Source organism: Candidatus Hydrogenedentota bacterium (assembly GCA_016791475.1).
Lineage (GTDB): Bacteria > Hydrogenedentota > Hydrogenedentia > Hydrogenedentales > JAEUWI01 > JAEUWI01.
On record JAEUWI010000046.1, the window covers coordinates 1 to 17,115 of the forward strand.

At 60.3% G+C, this 17,115-nt stretch carries 10 protein-coding genes; 9 read left to right on the plus strand and 1 reads right to left on the minus strand.

Annotation, left to right across the window (positions count from 1 at the left end; genetic code table 11):
- Positions 1–204: 204 nt before the first annotated feature.
- From JNK74_20950 to JNK74_20965, 4 genes are all read left to right on the plus strand, one after another.
- Positions 205–3,027 carry a family 78 glycoside hydrolase catalytic domain gene (locus tag JNK74_20950; protein ID MBL7648652.1) on the plus strand — a complete coding sequence of 941 codons (2,823 nt, stop codon included), beginning with the start codon at positions 205–207 and terminating at the stop codon, positions 3,025–3,027.
- Between the two features lie 1,223 nt (positions 3,028–4,250).
- Positions 4,251–5,027 (plus strand): carboxypeptidase regulatory-like domain-containing protein, encoded by a 777-nt coding sequence (locus tag JNK74_20955; GenBank protein MBL7648653.1) that lies wholly within the window; start codon positions 4,251–4,253, stop codon positions 5,025–5,027.
- Between the two features lie 1,937 nt (positions 5,028–6,964).
- Positions 6,965–7,540, plus strand: coding sequence for a DUF4256 domain-containing protein (locus JNK74_20960; GenBank protein MBL7648654.1), 576 nt, complete (start codon positions 6,965–6,967; stop codon positions 7,538–7,540).
- Between the two features lie 195 nt (positions 7,541–7,735).
- Positions 7,736–10,729 carry a beta-galactosidase trimerization domain-containing protein gene (locus JNK74_20965; GenBank protein MBL7648655.1) on the plus strand — a complete coding sequence of 998 codons (2,994 nt, stop codon included), beginning with the start codon at positions 7,736–7,738 and terminating at the stop codon, positions 10,727–10,729.
- A gap of 75 nt (positions 10,730–10,804) precedes the next feature.
- Here the strand turns inward: JNK74_20965 and JNK74_20970 are convergent, their stop codons facing one another.
- Positions 10,805–11,644 (minus strand): hypothetical protein, encoded by an 840-nt coding sequence (locus JNK74_20970; protein ID MBL7648656.1) that lies wholly within the window; start codon positions 11,642–11,644, stop codon positions 10,805–10,807.
- 853 nt (positions 11,645–12,497) lie between these two features.
- Here JNK74_20970 and JNK74_20975 point away from each other — a divergent pair.
- The 5 genes from JNK74_20975 to JNK74_20995 all read left to right on the plus strand — a co-directional run bounded on the left by JNK74_20975 (position 12,498) and on the right by JNK74_20995 (position 17,107).
- On the plus strand, positions 12,498–13,964 hold the full coding sequence (locus JNK74_20975; GenBank protein ID MBL7648657.1) for a PQQ-like beta-propeller repeat protein: 1,467 nt from the start codon (positions 12,498–12,500) through the stop codon (positions 13,962–13,964).
- A 29-nt stretch (positions 13,965–13,993) separates the two neighbouring features.
- On the plus strand, positions 13,994–15,001 hold the full coding sequence (locus JNK74_20980; protein ID MBL7648658.1) for a hypothetical protein: 1,008 nt from the start codon (positions 13,994–13,996) through the stop codon (positions 14,999–15,001).
- A 75-nt stretch (positions 15,002–15,076) separates the two neighbouring features.
- Positions 15,077–15,304 carry a hypothetical protein gene (locus tag JNK74_20985; protein ID MBL7648659.1) on the plus strand — a complete coding sequence of 76 codons (228 nt, stop codon included), beginning with the start codon at positions 15,077–15,079 and terminating at the stop codon, positions 15,302–15,304.
- Entirely contained in the window at positions 15,273–15,839 is a 567-nt protein-coding gene (locus JNK74_20990) for a ferredoxin (GenBank protein ID MBL7648660.1), read from the plus strand. The genes JNK74_20985 and JNK74_20990 overlap by 32 nt, the downstream gene beginning before the upstream one ends.
- Positions 15,840–15,841: 2 nt before the next feature.
- Positions 15,842–17,107 (plus strand): 4Fe-4S binding protein, encoded by a 1,266-nt coding sequence (locus JNK74_20995; GenBank protein MBL7648661.1) that lies wholly within the window; start codon positions 15,842–15,844, stop codon positions 17,105–17,107.
- Positions 17,108–17,115: the final 8 nt, after the last annotated feature.

The window sequence follows — 17,115 nt, forward strand, 5'->3', positions numbered from 1 at the left end:
ACCTCCTTTCCGAGATCCACAGTATGGGGACATTTTCAAAGAGTTAGCAGGGGGACATTTTCAAAGAGTTTCGACACAGCTTGCCCTCACCAGAGGTGCTGTCTATACCGGCGGAAGAAATGTTTTATTCACGGGCCAGAGCCGTTATGATGAAGGGCGTTGTCCAATTGGCCCTCAACTCAACACAACCGAGTGAGTTATCCCATGTTTCGCTTCCTGAATGCCCTACTCTTCCTCGCCCTCCTCGCCACCGCCGCCCATGCGGAGCTCACGCCCGGGCGGCTCCGCTGCGAATACCTGGTGAACCCGCTCGGCATCGACGCCACGGCGCCCCGCCTGAGCTGGATCGTCACCTCCGAAGAGCGCGGCCAGAAGCAGACCGCCCGCCAAATCCGCGTCGCTTCTTCGCCCGACTTGCTCGAAACGCCCGACCTGTGGGACAGCGGCCAGATTACCAGCGACGAAACCATCCAGATCGCCTACGCGGGCAAGCCTCTCGCCTCGCGACAGGCCTGCTACTGGCAGGTCAAGGTCTGGGACAAGGACGGCAAGCCGAGCGAATGGAGCGCGCCCGCGTCGTGGTCCACGGGCCTGCTCAACAAGTCCGACTGGTCCGCCCAGTGGATCAGCTTCAAGGACGATTCCCCCCTCGAAGCCTCGCCCGAGAAAATGGTCCTCCCGCCCGCGCGGCACTACCGCAAAGACTTCGCCGCGCCGAAAGAAGTGAAGCGTGCCACGATCTACGCCACCGCCCTCGGCGTCTTCGAGTTCAGCCTCAACGGCAAGACCATCTCCGATCAGCGCTTCGCCCCCGGCTGGCCGGACTACCACAAGCGCGCCTACTACGAGACCTTCGACGTCACCAGTCTCGTGAACAGCGGCAACAACACCTGGGGCGCCGTCCTGGCCGATGGCTGGTACAGCGGCTACATCGGCTTCGGCCTCCTCGTGGGCTATGGCCCCAGCAAATCCGGTCGCGCCTTCTACGGCAAGACCCCCGCCCTTCAGGCCCAGCTCGAAATTGAGTACACCGACGGCTCCACCGAAACCGTCATCACCGACCCCTCCTGGAAAACCGCCACCGGCCCCATCCTCACCGCCGACATGCAAATGGGCGAAACCCACGACGCCCGCCTGGAAATGCCCGGCTGGGACGCCCCCGGCTTCGACACGGCAACGTGGCAAAACGCCATCCTCGCCAAGGACAACGGCAGCATCAAATCACCCTACTGGGATCAGGGCGGCAAGCGCGAAGTGGAGCTGGGCTTTCAGGAGCCCGCCATCTACCAGGCCCACAGCGGCGTGCCCGTCCGCCCCATCCAGCGCATCAAGCCCGTTAGCGTGAAAGAGATCAAGCCCGGGGTCCACATCTTCGATCTCGGCCAGAACTTCTCCGGCGTCGTCGAGCTCAAGGTCAATGGCCAAGCCGGTACCCGCGTGCAACTCCGCCACGGCGAAATGCTCCACCAGGACGGCACACTCATGACGGAGAACCTCCGCAAGGCCCTCGCGACGGATGTCTACATTCTCAAGGGCGACTCGGCAGGCGAAGTGTGGCAGCCCCGCTTCACCTTCCATGGCTTCCAGTACGTCGAAGCCACCGGCCTGCCCGAAGCCCCCACGCTCGACACCATCACCGGTATCGTCCTCCACTCGGACACGCCCCTCACCAGCAAGTTCGCCTGCTCCGACGACATGGTCAACCAGCTCTACAGCAACATCGTCTGGACCCAGCGCTCCAACTTCCTGGAGCTGCCCACCGACTGCCCCCAGCGCGACGAACGCCTCGGCTGGACCGGCGACGCCCAGATCTACGTCCGCGCCGCCACGCTGAATGCCGACGCCGCCGCCTTCTACACCAAATGGCTCGATGACCTCTTCGAGGCGCAAGAGCCCAACGGCGCCTTCCCCGAATACGCCCCCCACCCCATGAACCACGGCCGCGACGGCATCACCTGGGGCACCGGCTGGATGGACGCGGGCATCATCTGCCCCTACACCATCTACAAGGTCTACGGCGACACCCGCATCATCGCGAAATACTACGACGCCATGGCCCGATTCATGGACTTCCGCCGCGGACTCGCCCCCGACTTCCAGGGCGTCTACACCGGCAACGACTGGGGCGACTGGCTCTCCCTCAGCAAGACCCCCATCGAATACATCGACGCGGGCTACTTCTACTACACTGCGTCCCTCATGGCCGAAATGGCCGAGGCCCTCGGTAAGAAAGAAGACGCCGTGAAATACCGCGACTGGATGAAAAAGATCCAGGGCCGCTTCATGGCCAACTACCTCAACGAAGACGGCAGCCTCGCCATCCGCACCCAAACCGCCTACGCCGTCGCCCTGTGGATGAGCATCCTCCCCGAAGACAAGCGCGCCGCCGCCGGACAGCACCTCGCCGACCTCATCGCCGAAGAAAACAACGCCATGAGCACCGGCTTCATCGGCACCCGTCCGCTACTGCCCGCCCTAACCGCCACGGGACACCACGACCTCGCCACCCGCCTCCTCCAAAACCGCAAATACCCCTCCTGGGGCTTTGAGGTAGTCAACGGCGCAACCACGGTGTGGGAACGCTGGAACAGCTACACCAAAGAAGGCGGCTTCGTCGCCGGCATGAACTCCTTCAGCCACTACTCCTTCGGCGCAGTATGCGAATGGATGTTCGGCTCCCTGGCCGGCATCGACACCAAAGGCCCAAGCTACAAGCACCTCATCCTCCGCCCCCAGATCCCAACAAAAGACAGCAACCCCGACTTCACCCCAATCAACTGGGTAGAGGCCGAATACGACTCCATCCGCGGCAAGATTAAAGTGGCCTGGAAGAAGACCGATGCCGGGCTGGAGTACATCGTTACCATTCCCGCCAACACCACCGCAACGCTGCAATTGCCCGTACCCGACGGCGAGACAGTGACCGAAGGCGGAAAAGCCCTGGCGGAAGTGCCGGGAGTGACCACGAGCGCGACCAGTGTGCTAACACTCGCGGCGGGCACCTACCACTTCAACGTCGCGCCATGAAGGAATTGCAGCAATCGATTCTGCCGCATACGATATGCCGTTCCTTCTTAGTCGCGAAGCGGCGCCATAGCGTAGCCCAGCGGCGAGCGAAGCGAGTCCTGGGATCAAGGCCCCCCACCGTATGAGTCCCGGAGGGGCGACATAGGTCTCGCCTCTCTTCAATCCAAGATCCACCGAACATCGTATTTCCACTCCGTGAACCGACAAAAAATATCAGTCGCGAAGCGGCGGCATATCGTAGCCCAGCCGCGAGCGAAGCGAGTCCTGGGTCCCGTGTGCCCTCCCAAAAATAGTCCCAACGGGGCGCAATAGGTCGCGCGTATCGTCGATCCAGGTCCACCGCGCGTCATATTCCTCCTCCTGAGCCAATGCAAAGAATCAGTCGCGAAGCGGCGACATATCGTAGCCCAGGCGCGAGCGAAGCGAGTCCTGGGTCCCATGTGCCCTCCCCAAAATAGTCCCAACGGGGCGACATAGCCCCCGCGTCTCCTCAATCCCAGATCCAACGCACGTCACATTCCACTTTGTGCGCCAACGCCGGATCCAGTCGCGAAGCGGCGGTATATCGTAGCCCAGCGGCGAGCGAAGCGAGTCCTGGGTTCAAGGCCTACCCCCCACCGCATGAGTCTCGGAGGGGCGGCATAGGTCTCGCCTCTCTTCAATCAAAGATTCACCGAGCATCCTACTCCACCTCCTGACCCAACGCGAGATCAGTCGCGAAGCGGCGACATATCGTAGCCCAGGCGCGAGCGAAGCGAGTCCTGGGTCCCGTGTACCCTCCCCAAGTTAGTCCCAACGGGGCGACATAGGCCTCGCGTATCGTCAATCCCAGATCCAACGCGCGTCATATTCCTCCTCCTGAGCCACCACCCGATCCAGTCCCGACGTGGCGGCATCTCGTAGCCCAGAGTGAAGCGAGGCACGAGCGAAACGGCTCGCTCTGAAAAGGACTCATTGAACATTTTCCCGTTCCCATCGTTATAGAATCAGGAGTGCATTTCGACCATCAAAGCTCGGAGTGAAGCATGTGTATATTTGGCAGGATTTCGAAGGCGTGGCGAGTTAACCTCGTGCTGTATTTCGCCCTGTGCCTGCAATCCTGCGAAACAACGAGAACGCCGCCATCGCCATCCCATACTCCAGGGCCCATTGGTGGTCGCGTAGTCAATGAATGTGGTGAGCCCGTTGACGGTGCGAAGCTATACCTCGTACAGGAATCAGATTTGCATGCAGACCGTTTGCACACCATCGTGGAAACGGATTCCACAGGCCGTTGGATGCGCATCCCCAACCGACCCATTCCGCTCGATCTTGCCATCGTCGTAGAGCACCCCAAGTACGCTCCGTCCGTTTTCAACATCAGTCCGCAGCGCCATACGGAACTCTCAAACCATACCGCTGAATTGAAAATCGAGAGAGGGTGTGAAGTATCCGGAGTGACCGTGGACCAATTAGGTAAGCCTGTTCATCGGGCAACGTTGCGCGTGCTTCTACCCATCTCGGCGACCAGAGAAGTCCTGTATTGGCCGATTCTCGTCCCCTCACGAACAGACGGCACCTTCGATCTGAGAATACCATCGAAAACCACCTGTAATGCGCACCTTCTTGCGCGGGGATATCGTGAGCAATCCATCGAACTGACTGCCCAGGCATTGCCGCTTACTCTCACCCTCACACCTTACGAAAAATTGCGCGGACGAATCGTGGATGAATCCGAGCTTCCTGTTAAGAACGCCGAGATTGAACTCCACCCATCGGACGACGAATTCTGGAACAGCGTCGAAATGTCGGTCTCCCCAGACGGATGGTGCGCCCAATCCGCTGGTGGTGAAACTTGGAGCCGTAAGTCGGATCCAGATGGTATTTTCGGATGGCTCGAACTTGAAAACACTCGTTATGACCTTACGGTAAAGTGTGAGGGATATCGAGATCTTGTGCTTGCTCTGCCCACGTCCGACGAAATTCAAACAATCATACTGTACCGCCTGCCTGCGGAATGAAAATTCACGGGGGACTTGGGGCAATCTTCGTTCACCTGCGGTAGAAACGTCTTCACTCGTCCCCAAGCTCCGCTTGGGAATGCAGTCCCCGAAGCTCCGCTTCGCCACCGACTTCCGCGCACCAAGTGAAACCTGACTGTTTCACCCTCTCCTAATCCCCTATGAACCTCGCTGCCCCCGACCATTCGGAACGAGATTCTGGCGCAGGATCACGGAACGAGCAAGCCGCTTCGTTGGCCAGGAGCGAAGGCTAAAACCATTCAATGGGGAAGCGTACTTTCGACTGAGCGTATGCGAACCATTCGAAAGCTTCAGCTTTCGCACGGGTCAATGTCGTCATTCGAGCGAACTTGCTCCAGTCCGAGAATAGAGAACCGGTCACGCATGATACCTGCGCGAACGCCCACATGCTTCAATGCCCGATTGATCACGTCCGATTCGCCCCACTCCGGGGCCATCCGTACCTCACCTCCCGAGTACACAACGCCGCCCTGACCTCCCACTCCGCCGAAATACTCCGTCTCTACGTAAGCCAAGTCTCCCAAGTGAGAAAGGTCTCGGAGGAAATCCTGAAAATCACTCGTCAGCCAGAGAAAGTCCTCGAACGGTTCGGAACGACTTGAGTGTATAACCACATCGTAAAAGTCCGAATTAACAGGAATTATCGCAAAGCCAACTGCCGTATTCCGACGCGGAAGCATTGGATACCGATGGCAAATCAAATCTGCGGTGGCAGTTGATGTGATAATGGCCTGTATATTATGTCCCATTGTCTTCTATCCTCAACTGCTCACAATGTCCACTACTTAGGTGTCCCTCACTAAGAAACTTTTCGCGTACGACCCCGCTCTAAAGGCTCAGTATCAGAATCAGGCTTCCGCCCCACATGACAATTTCCCCGCACTTCATCAACGCCTACTCGCCACCCTGCGCCTTCGCCAATTCCGTACTCGATAAGAAACGCTGCGCTGATCGCCGGCCGCCGCCTGGCAGCGGGCCGCGACCGCATCGTTAGCGTAGTGTGATTTCAACATAGTATGCGCAGACCGCGCGCGGTGTTCAACGCTTTCATCCCGAAGGACCGAGATTGTCACGCGCAGCGGCATGTGCGGAAGACGTCTTCAGACTTTGTAACACTATACCCAAATGGAATAGCCACGGTGCGCCTTTCTAATGCGCTACTGCCAGGGAAAGTGTCATCCAGAGGCTCTTGGACATTCATGTCCAAGATCCGTTGAGCGGTCACACTCAAAAAACCAGCGATCACGGCATGGGACAAATTCTCCTTCATTCCGCTAACGTATGGTCATTCTTCCAACGCTCCCCCCCCCAAAAAAGTGCAACGCCCGATCCATATATATGGAGACCGATTGCGAGGAATATCCAATCGGCGTACAACGCGCTGGCCGGGCGTCGCGCGGACCATCCCCTGGGGAATGCTAGCTACCCCCTTCGGATGCCGCCGATGCCCCCGGTGCCATTTGGATGGCACCCAAAACGGTACGCCGCCTGGACCCGGGTTCGCAATCGATCCAACCCCACCCATCGAAGACCAAGGTGGAACCGTATCCGGCGCAAGGATCTTGGGCATTCCCGCCACGGCGCGTCTTTGACTTGCCCGAGACAAAGCGCAACCAGCCAGGAAGGCACCCTTCGAATTGCAGGTGTGTACTGCACCATCCAAGTTGCGACTTTGGTGATGCACGACCTCCTTGCAAGTACTAAGGTCGTATGGATTTGGCGTGAGCACTGCCTCGGGCAAGTCAAAGACGCGCCGTGGCGGGTCAAAGACGCGCCGTGGCGGGTCAAAGACGCGCCGTGGCGGGAACGCCCAAGATCCTCGGCTTCCCCCTTGAAAACCCCACCACCCCGCGCTATCCTCTACCCATCTGGCAGCAACCCTTTCCCGACACCCCATTTCCAAAGAGGCAGCACCCATGAGCAAAGCCAAGCCCACGACGAAATCGCTCACCCCTGCGCAACAATCCGAACTCCTCGCCACTCTGAAAACCCGCTTCGAAAAGAACCCACAGCGCCACAAAGGCATCGAATGGGCCGCCGTCCAGAAGAAGCTGGAAGCCGCGCCGGAAAAGCTATGGTCCCTCAATGAAATGGAGCAAACGGGCGGCGAACCGGATCTCGTGGGTCAGGACAAAAAAACCGGCGAATTCCTCTTCTACGATTGCGCGGCGGAAACGCCCAAGGAACGCAGAAGCATCTGCTACGACCCCGCCGCCCTGGAATCGCGAAAGGAACACAAGCCAATAGACAGTGCCATCGGCATGGCAACCGCCATGGGCATCGAAATCCTGACGGAGGAAGAATACCGGGCCTTGCAGGAACTCGGGAAGTTCGACACAAGAACCTCAAGCTGGTTAAAGACACCCCCCGAAATCCGGAAACTCGGCGGCGCGATCTTCGGCGACTTCCGCTACGGCCAGGTCTTCATCTACCACAACGGCGTGGAGTCCTACTACGCCGTCCGGGGCTTTCGCGGTTCGCTGCGGGTTTAATGCTGCCGGGCTGAAAACGCGAATGAAAACAAAGGGATTGGAAACCACATAGAGCACAAAGAACTCAGAATCGTATTCTTTGTGCTTTTTGCGTTCTTTGTGGTTAAAAATAGAAAGCCTCTACGCTGTATACCCGATATCCCGAAGTTAATCCTTCGACACGCAGCCCCCCAAACCCTGTGAGATCCCGAACCCATGCTGAGTCTCCCCCGGGCGACGCGCCATTCCGCCGCCCTCCTCCTGGCCCTGTTCGCTCTTCCTCAACTGGCCCACGCCGAGACCCACTTCATCGAAGCGGAGTCCTTTGCGCCGTCCGAGGGCTGGAAAACCAACACCGACTCGCTGCTGCGGAAGGCTTCGCGGGCGACCACCTTGTCCGGTGCGGATGGCCCTGGTGATGGCGTGGCCACGGCAACGGTGACGCTCGAGACTGCGGGGCGCTTTCGCGTCTGGGTGCGTTCCCTGCAGGTTGCGGCGTGGCGCGGACCCTTCCGGGCTTCCGCGAGCGCGGGCGGAAAAGATCTCGGGGCCGTGGTGGTTGACCTGGAGCCGGATCCTGCGGTGGAGGACTGGAATTTCGTTTGGAAGTCGTTCGATGCGGACCTGCCCGCCGGCGAGATCACGCTGTCGCTGGCGAAACACGAGCAGCAGAATTGCAGCGGCTATGTGCGCCAGGTGGATTGTCTGCTGGTCACCAGCGACTTCAATCTCGTGCCGGACCATGTTCCCTTCGGTCCCCAGACCTTTCTGCGCGTCACGGTCGGAAATGAAATGGAGCAACCCGTATACCTTCACTTCTTCGCGGACCACTACCGCGATCCGTGGTACAGCTATCACGCCCTGGGGCGCGCCACCCTGCACGATGCGACGAGCGTTCCGGAAGCCGAGTTGCTCGCGCCGGGTGAGTCGTCTCCCTGGAGCAACATCTCCCCCATCGTCTTTCAGGATTCCGGCGTTGCGCTGGATTTTTCCCTGCGCTTCACCTATCAGTCCATGCCCGACCACATGAATGCCCGCATCGAATTTGGTCGCGCCGACACGCCGGAAGGCACCGTCGAACTCGTCCGCGCTTTTGATGTGGACGCTCGACCCAATGGCGTGGTGGTCGTGGTGCCGCCAAATCTCGATTCCCCCGAGAACGTGGCGCGGCTCCGCCGCGATGCGGAGTTTGCCGAGGAAACAGGAGTACGCGCCGACGCCCACCCCTGGCCCACCATAGGCAAGCGCCCCAAACGCATCCCCTTTTTGGTGAGCGCCCATATCGGCGGCTACGATCTGGATGTGGACGCAGCGGTGACGGCCCGGGAACAGAAGACGCTGAACTATTTCGGCTTCAACGGCGACTATGACCGGGTGCTGGGCGGCCTGTGGTACATGGAAGACCAATCCTATTGCCGTCCCGATGTAAAGCAGATGGGCGAGCGGGTCCAGGCGGAAGTGACCAAGTTTCACACGTCGGGACGCTCCCTGGACGACATTGCCTACTGCATCCTCATGGACGAGCCCGCTGGCCAGAGCGCGGCCCTCATGGTGAAGGACGAGGCGAGCCGCACGGCCTTTACAGCGTGGCTGCGGGCACAGGGCCTGACGCCGGCTGATCTGCTGGTGCCCGACTGGGATGCCGTGCGCCCCGTGGAGCCCGCCGAGCGCGAGGCCTTTCCCGCACTTCATTACCACACCCAGCGCTTCCGCACCGTGGCGCTGGGCGACTTCATGGCGGTGCAGCGCGGCATTATCGAAGCGGCCTACGGCCGCAGCTTCCCCACCCTCGTAAACTTCAGCGATGGTGCGATCTACACCGCCAATTTCTACGATCAGGGCGTTGACTACTTCGAGCTGATGAACCGCGATGATCAGAACGCGCTCTGGAGCGAGGACTGGGCCAACAACGCCTCCACCTATCAGTGTGCCGCCTTTAACGTGGACCTGATGCGTGCGGCGGCCCGGAAGCGCGGCCAGACCCTGGGCCACTACCTGATCGCCCACGCCGGGCGCACGGCCTGGGACACCAAATTGAAAGCCACCAGCGAGACCGCGCGGGGCGTGCGCCTGTGGATGAATTTTTCCTACGGTCCGACCTGGGGCAGCCACGAGGGCGGGCCCGCCTGGAAAAGCCACATGTGGTACAACAAGCCCGAGAATTGGACCGCGAACGCGGAAATCACGCGTGAAATCGGCGCGGTGGAAGACTGGCTGCTCACGGCGGAGCCCGCCCCCGCCGAAGTGGCCCTCCTCTATTCCTCCTCCTCCGACATCTGGTCGCTGGAAAACAGCGCCTTCGGCTTCGATCGCATGCACACCTGGCTCGCCCTGAGCCACGGCCAGGTCCCGGTGGATGTCGTCTCGGAAATGGACGTCGCCGAGGGACTCCTGTCGAGGTACCGCGTGTGCTACCTCTCCGGCCCGAATCTCACCCGCGCCGCGGCCGGGAAGCTGGCGGCCTGGGTCCAGGAAGGCGGTACCCTGTTCGTGACGGCGGGCGCGGCGGAACGCGATGAGTACAATCGCCCCCTCGACACGCTGGCCCACCTCCTGCCCACGCTGCGGGGCCCTCTGGTCACACTCGAGCCCTGGCAGTCCGCCGGACGCTTCCTTACCGCCCTGTCGCCGCGAGATACGGTCACCTGGGATGGCGAAACCGTCGACGTCCTGTCGGTGCGGCAGGTCCAGGCCCCGAATGCCATTGCCACCACACTCGCCACCTTCAGCGATGGGAGCGCTGCGGTGGTCGAGTCCCCCGCGGGCCGGGGGCGGATCATCAGCACCGGCTTTCTCCCGGCGCTGGCCTACATCCGCGGCGCACTCGCAGCCCGCGCAAGCCTGGAGAAAGCCGCCCCGGATACCCCGCGCCTCAAGACCTCCTACAACCCCTTGGACTTCTCTACCGGCCTTCGCGAGCGCATCCTCGTTGCCACCGGTGAAACGCGTTCCACGAACCTCACGTGCGACACACCACTGGTGGACGCGGTCTACCTTCCGTGTTCCCAGGGTGCGCTGGTAGCGCTTGCGAACTACACCCTCGCGCCGATTGACGAGCTCACCCTTCGTATCCGTGGCGCGGACCCCGTGGAAAGGGTTGAGTCAATCCATCACGGCAAGTTGGACTTCGAAAAGACGGCGGACGGCGCACTACGCGTTTCGCTCCCCCTCGGCGCAAGCGACTGGTTGATGATCACCCGCACAAACTAAAACGCGAAACGGCCCGCCCGAAGGCAGGCCGTTGTACTTGTCTAATGCCGTGGAGACCCAGGCCGCGAAGGCTCGTTATGCCGCGCGACGCTTGCGCAGCGCCACGAGGGCCATTCCCATGCCCGCAAGCATGAGTGGCGCGGGCACCGGTACCGGAACCGGATCGGGATCCGCGGGGGGCGGCGGAACCGTGGACAGGGGGTTGGTATCATACACGTTGATATTATCGTTGCCGCAGGCCATGGTCCAGTGGAAACCGATACCGCCCAGGGCGATCGACTGTTCCAGATTTCCATCCAGAGCGAGGGCGATTTCCAGGAAATTGTGGGCCGATCCGGGCCCATTGCCCGTATCCCAGTCCACCACGGCATTCGTGAAGTAGGTCGCCCCCGGCTGCGTTTCACGCACACGGTAAGGATTCGAGCCGCTGTGGGAGGAAATCGTCACACCGCTGGTCGACCAGTTCCCCGTATTGGCCCATACGTCACCAAAGCGGGAGCCATTTTCCGTGCCCGTCGCAATGGCCAGATCATAGGTCGTGGGACCGCCCGTATAGCCCAGGTCGATGAACAGGTCACCGGAGCGATAGGTGGTATTCGACGGCTCGTATCCCGTAACCATACCGATATAAAGGGTGCCGCCGGTGTAGGCGTTCGCGTCCGAATCCTGGTACAGGTAAAAGAACTGCTCAATGTCGTAGTTCTGCCCGCCGTACGCATCGCTGTCCGAATCGTCCAGATAGCGAATGCTCGTATTCAGCAGCGACCCGGACGCCGCGCTCTGGTTCCAGTTGTCGTTGGACGTGCCGCCGTAACTGAACCAGTCGTTCCATTCACCGTCCAGGGTGATGGCGGGCGCGGCGGCGGTGATCGCCATAGTCGCCAGTGCCGCCATCCAGATGGTCGTTCTTCTCATTGTAACCCCTTCTCTTACCCGGTTAGGTCGGCGACTCGGCCTTGCGCTTCTTCGCACACGCATGGACCAATGAACCGGAGCTGCCGTGGGTAGCCGCAGCCCTGCCGATTTCTTGCAAATTACCGCGAAAAAACTCGCGGCTTGGATGATCCTCATCCCGAATGAAGTTATGAATCGGGCGAAACAGGGGGGTAGGAAATAAAGCCCAAAAACCCACAGTATCGCACGCCCATGCCTGATCATATCACCGAAGAAATGTCATTGCAAGTCCTTTATTATAATATGTTTACAACTCTCCTCCTAACACACCCCATGTTCGCTTCCCGTCGACCGGGCAGCCGCCTGTAATTTTAATAAAGCCACTGTTTTCGAGGCCGCTTAACCCGCATAGCGCACCCAAAATTCCATTAAATATAAGTGTCGAAAATTTCGCGTTATGGCGGATTTCTGCCATTCACTTCCGCAAATTTAGCCCTATTGAGAATAATTTACCGCAATTTCCTGCGTGCCCCATTCCGCAGCGTGGCCAGCCAACAGGTCCTTCGGAACCGTGTGGTGATGTTGGGCGGTCACGGGTGCGCGCCTCCGATGGCCGCACTTCGAGCCATGCCCGACCACGAGGATTCAGCGGTTCGGATGGCCGGGGCCCGCCCCTGGCCGACGGATGAAACGGCAAAGCTACACCAATCCCCGTGGCAAAGGAATGGAATAGTGAACACCGTTGTTCACTCTGGTGGTTAGTCATAGGTTTTTGAGTTTTCCTTGCGATATACTGTGGGCGTGTGCACCCGGACGGGCAGGTCTGAGGCACCAGAAAACACCGCCACAGCAGGTTCAGGAAGTACCTTTTGCCGTGAATATGAAATTCGATATCAACGCGCTGGATAACAATCGCAAAGCGAATTTGTATGCGATGGCGGGTGCGGGAACCATCTGCTCCCTCGCCGGCATTGTGTCCCTGATTTTATGGCTGGTCAGTGCGCCCGCCATCGTGGTGGAGGTACAGGTGCCCGGCACCGATGGCCTTCCCGATCTTTCCGCCCTGCAAGCCAAAGGCCCGGAGTTATCCGGGGTCTTCGCGAAGGGCGAAGGCGCGCCGTCGGATCTGCCGGGAATATGGAGCCAGTTTCGGGGACCCAATTCGGACAACATCGTATTGGACGGTCCTCCTCTGGCTGCGGATTGGGGCAGCGACGGCCCGAAAGTGGAATGGGCCCTGCCGATCGGCGATGGCTACGCGGCGCCCGCCGTCTATGATGGCTGTGTTTACCTGATGGACTACGACGTGGAAGGCCGGGCCGACGCCCTGCGCTGCCTTTCGCTGGCGGACGGCAAGGAAGTCTGGCGCCGTTCCTACGAGATTAAGATCAAACGCAACCACGGGATGTCGCGGACCATTCCGGCGGTGAATGAGAAGTATGTGGTCACCATGGGGCCGAAGTGCCATGTGGTATGTCTTGATCGGGCCACGGGCGACTACCGCTGGGGTCTTGACCTGCAGCGTGACTATGGCACGGTGGAGCCCCTCTGGTACGCGGGTCAGTGTCCGCTGATAGTGGACGACGCGGTCATCCTGGCGCCGTCCGGAGAAGAGGTGCTGATGATGGCGGTAAGTTGCGAGACCGGCGAGGTGCTGTGGAAGGCGCCCAATCCCCGCAAGTGGGCCATGTCCCACGCATCCATCATCCCCATGACGGTGCTGGGCCGCAAGATGTACGTGTACAGCGCGATTGGCGGTGTTGCGGGCGTGGCGGCGGACGGACCGGAAGCGGGCAAACTGCTGTGGGATGTGCCTTGGGATGCGAAGGTGGTGGCCCCGTCGGTGGTGCATGCGGGCGACGACAAGATCTTCGTGACGGCGGGCTACAGCACGGGCTCGATGATGCTCCGACTGAAAGAGTCCGGCGGCGCCTATGAGGCGGAAATTGTGAAGCGGACCTCGCCGGAAGAGGGGCTGGCCTGCGAACAGCAGACGCCGATCTTCCACAATGGTCTGCTGTACGCCATCATGCCGAAGGACGCGGGCGCGCTGAAGGGCCAGTTCGCCTGCTTCGACACCGAAGGGAATCTGGTGTGGTCCAGTGGGAACGACAACCGCTTTGGATTGGGCCCGTTCTTGCTGGCCGACAACAAGTTCTATATACTGGACGACGACGGCAAACTGACCATGATCGACGCCTCGACAAAAGAGTTCAAGAAGCTCGGCGAGGCACAGGTTTTGCAGGGTCATGACGCCTGGGGCCCCCTTGCCATCGCGGGTGATCGCCTTCTCGTGCGCGATATGAACAATCTGGCCTGTGTCAACGTGGGTGCGGCTTGAGCCCCCCCCTCATTCAAGGAATTTGAGTCATGAAGGAACCGGTACGCAAGACAAAGCACCCCTACATCGTGGGCGCGTGCGTTGCGGCCATTGCCGGATTCTATTTTTATCTCGTGGCCGATAAGACCAAGTTCCCCGAGCCGGGAGAAAATCTCGTCTACGATATAAAGAAATTTGAAGACGTGGACAACGTGGCGACCCGCTACAAAGAGGGCAAGCCGATCGTGCCCACGGTCGACGGGCCAAAGGCGATGGAGATCGATGGGGCCGGCAACCTCTTCGTGGGCGGCAAAGGCGCGATCGCGGTGTACGACGCTTCGGGTGCGGAGACCTCCCGCATCGCGGTTGATGGCGCCGCGACTTGCCTGGAATTTACACCCGACGGTCGGCTTCTCGTGGGGCTGGAAGATCGGGTGGCGGTCCTTGGCGCGGACCACAAGACCATGGCGACCTGGAGCGGCTTTGCGGAGCGGACCCTGATTACCTCCATCGCGGCCAACGCGGAGGAAGTATTTCTCGCGGATGCGGCGAACCGCTGCGTGCTCCGCGTGGACTATGACGGCAAGGTATTAAATGAAATTGGCAAAGCGGACGAAGCCCGGGACATTCCCGGCCTGGAAGTGCCGAGCCCGTATTTCGACATGGCTTTTGACGACGAAGGCTCCCTCTGGGTGGTCAATCCCGGCAAGCTGGGGCTGGAGCGCTATCGCAGCAATGGCGATATCGTGACCTCCTGGTATCGACCCTCACTGGAGCTGGACGGATTCTCAGGGTGCTGCAATCCCACCCACATCGCCTTCAACAGCGCGGGGCGTCTGGTCACCTGCGAGAAGGGGCTGGTTCGGGTAAAGATTTACGAAGTCACCGCGGGCAGCTTTGAAGAGTTGGTCGTCGGATCAAAATCCTTCAAGGTGGCCCAGTCGGTGAGCGACATGGTGGTGGATGCCTCGGACCGTGTGCTGGTGCTCGATTCCCGGCAGAAAGCCGTGCGCATCTTCGAGCCCGAAGCGCCGGCGGTGGCAAAGGCTGTTCCTTAGACAATTGAACCTGGCGGTCCGGGCGCGCTGTCGCGCCGGGACGGGAGGCCAGGCGACTCAGCAGAGGTAAATCGGATGGATAAAGCGATGAATCGGCAGGCCTTCCTGGAGCGCCTGGTGCGCGGAAGCACCCTCCTCGGACTGGGCGGAATCGCCCTGGCCGCGACGCACGGATCGAAGACTCCGGAAGAGTGCTTCGAGACCACCACGCACTGTAAGGAGTGTTGGACGAACGCCTCCTGCAACCTACCGGAGAAAGGACTGGAGCCCGATGAGCGAGCGAAAAAAACTCGACAGGCGTGATTTCATGCGCGGTGCCGCGGCGGTCGCTTTTACGGGAGCGACCTGGGCGGCGGTGGGCGAAAAGACCGAGACCAAGTACTGGCAGCTTGACCCGGCCAAGTGTACCCAGTGCGGCCGGTGCACCACGCACTGCGTATTGACGCCGAGCGCGGTGAAGTGCCTGAACCAGTTTGATATCTGCGGGTATTGCGACCTGTGCTTCGGCTACCTTCAGCCGGGCTCCCGCAACCTGGATACGGGCGCGGAGAACCAGCTTTGCCCCACAGCGGCCATCGAGCGGAAATACATCGAGGCGCCGTATTACGAATACAAGATCCACGAAGACAAGTGCATCGGCTGCGCCAAATGCGTGAAGGCCTGCCTGGTCTTCGGCAATGGCTCTTTCTATCTTCAGATCCGACAGGACATCTGCATCAACTGCAACGAGTGCTCGATCGCAAAGTCGTGCCCCTCCGATTGCTTCAGCGAAGTGCCCGAGTCGAATCCCTACATGTTCCTCACCGGCGATACCCATCTCGCCCATCCGCCGGCATGATCATGCGATACGTCTCCGCCCTCATCGCCCTGGTCGCCGCCACCGCAGTGCAAGGCGCACGCGCTATCGAGCTCAAGTTCGCCCCGCCGGACTTTGAGACCGAATATGCCATGCCCTATCTGTTTACGCCGGCGCCAGCCGGCAGCAACACCTGGTGGGAATCGCTGATCCTTTTCGCGGCCTTGTCACTCACGACGTATATGGTCTTCAAGGCCCGGTCGCGCCGAGGGCTCTTTGCCATCAGCGTGTTTTCCCTGTTGTTCTTCGGGTTCTACCGCAAAGGCTGCATCTGCCCCGTGGGTTCGACGCAGAATGTCATGGCGGCGGTGTTCCTGCCCGACGTGGGCGTTTCCTGGGTTGTTGTATCATTCTTTGTCATGCCCCTGCTCTTTTCCCTCTTTTTCGGTCGGGTTTTCTGTGCGTCGGTCTGTCCCCTGGGCGCCATTCAGGAGCTGGTAGCCATCGCCCCAATCCGTATCAATCCGGCGCTGGAGCGGGTGCTCGGCCTGGGCAAATACATGTACCTCGGACTGGCCACGCTGGGCGTGGCCACCGGCGCTGGCTTTCTGATTTGCCGCTGGGACCCTTTTGTCGGTCTGTACCGCATGGGCCACAGTTACAACATGCTTATCGCGGGCGCGCTCATGCTGCTCGTCGGCGTATTTATCGCGCGCCCCTACTGCCGCTTTCTCTGCCCCTACGGTGTGTTGCTGGGCTGGATGTCGCGCTTCTCCAAGTTCCACCTGGAAATCCCCCCCTCCCCCTGCGTCGAGTGCCGTCTCTGCGAAGATTCCTGTCCCTACAATGCCATCGACATGCCTACCCCGCGCCACCTGGTGGAAGATCCGGCGGTCGGCAAGAAACGTACGCGCCTGCTGGTATTCCTGGCGCCCGTGTTCATCCTTCTGGGTGCCGTGGGCGGGTATCTTTTCCATGAGCCCCTCTCCCACATTCACCCGACGGTGAGTCTGAGCGAGCGCATCGCCAAGGAGGATCGGGGTATCATCAAGGGCGAGGTCTACCTCGAGTCAGATACCTTCCGCAAGGAGAGCAAGACCGCAGCGACGCTGCATGCCGAGGCGCTGGCGGTCACCGAGAAGTTTAAGACGGGAAGCGCCCTCTTCGGCGCTTTTCTGGCCCTGATCATCAGCATCAAGCTGATCGAGTTGTCCGTTGTGAAGAAGCGCACGATTTTCGAGCCACACAAGGAGACCTGCTTCAGTTGCGGCCGCTGTTATCCTTATTGCCCTGTTGAAGAAGGAGCGTAGTACCCTGG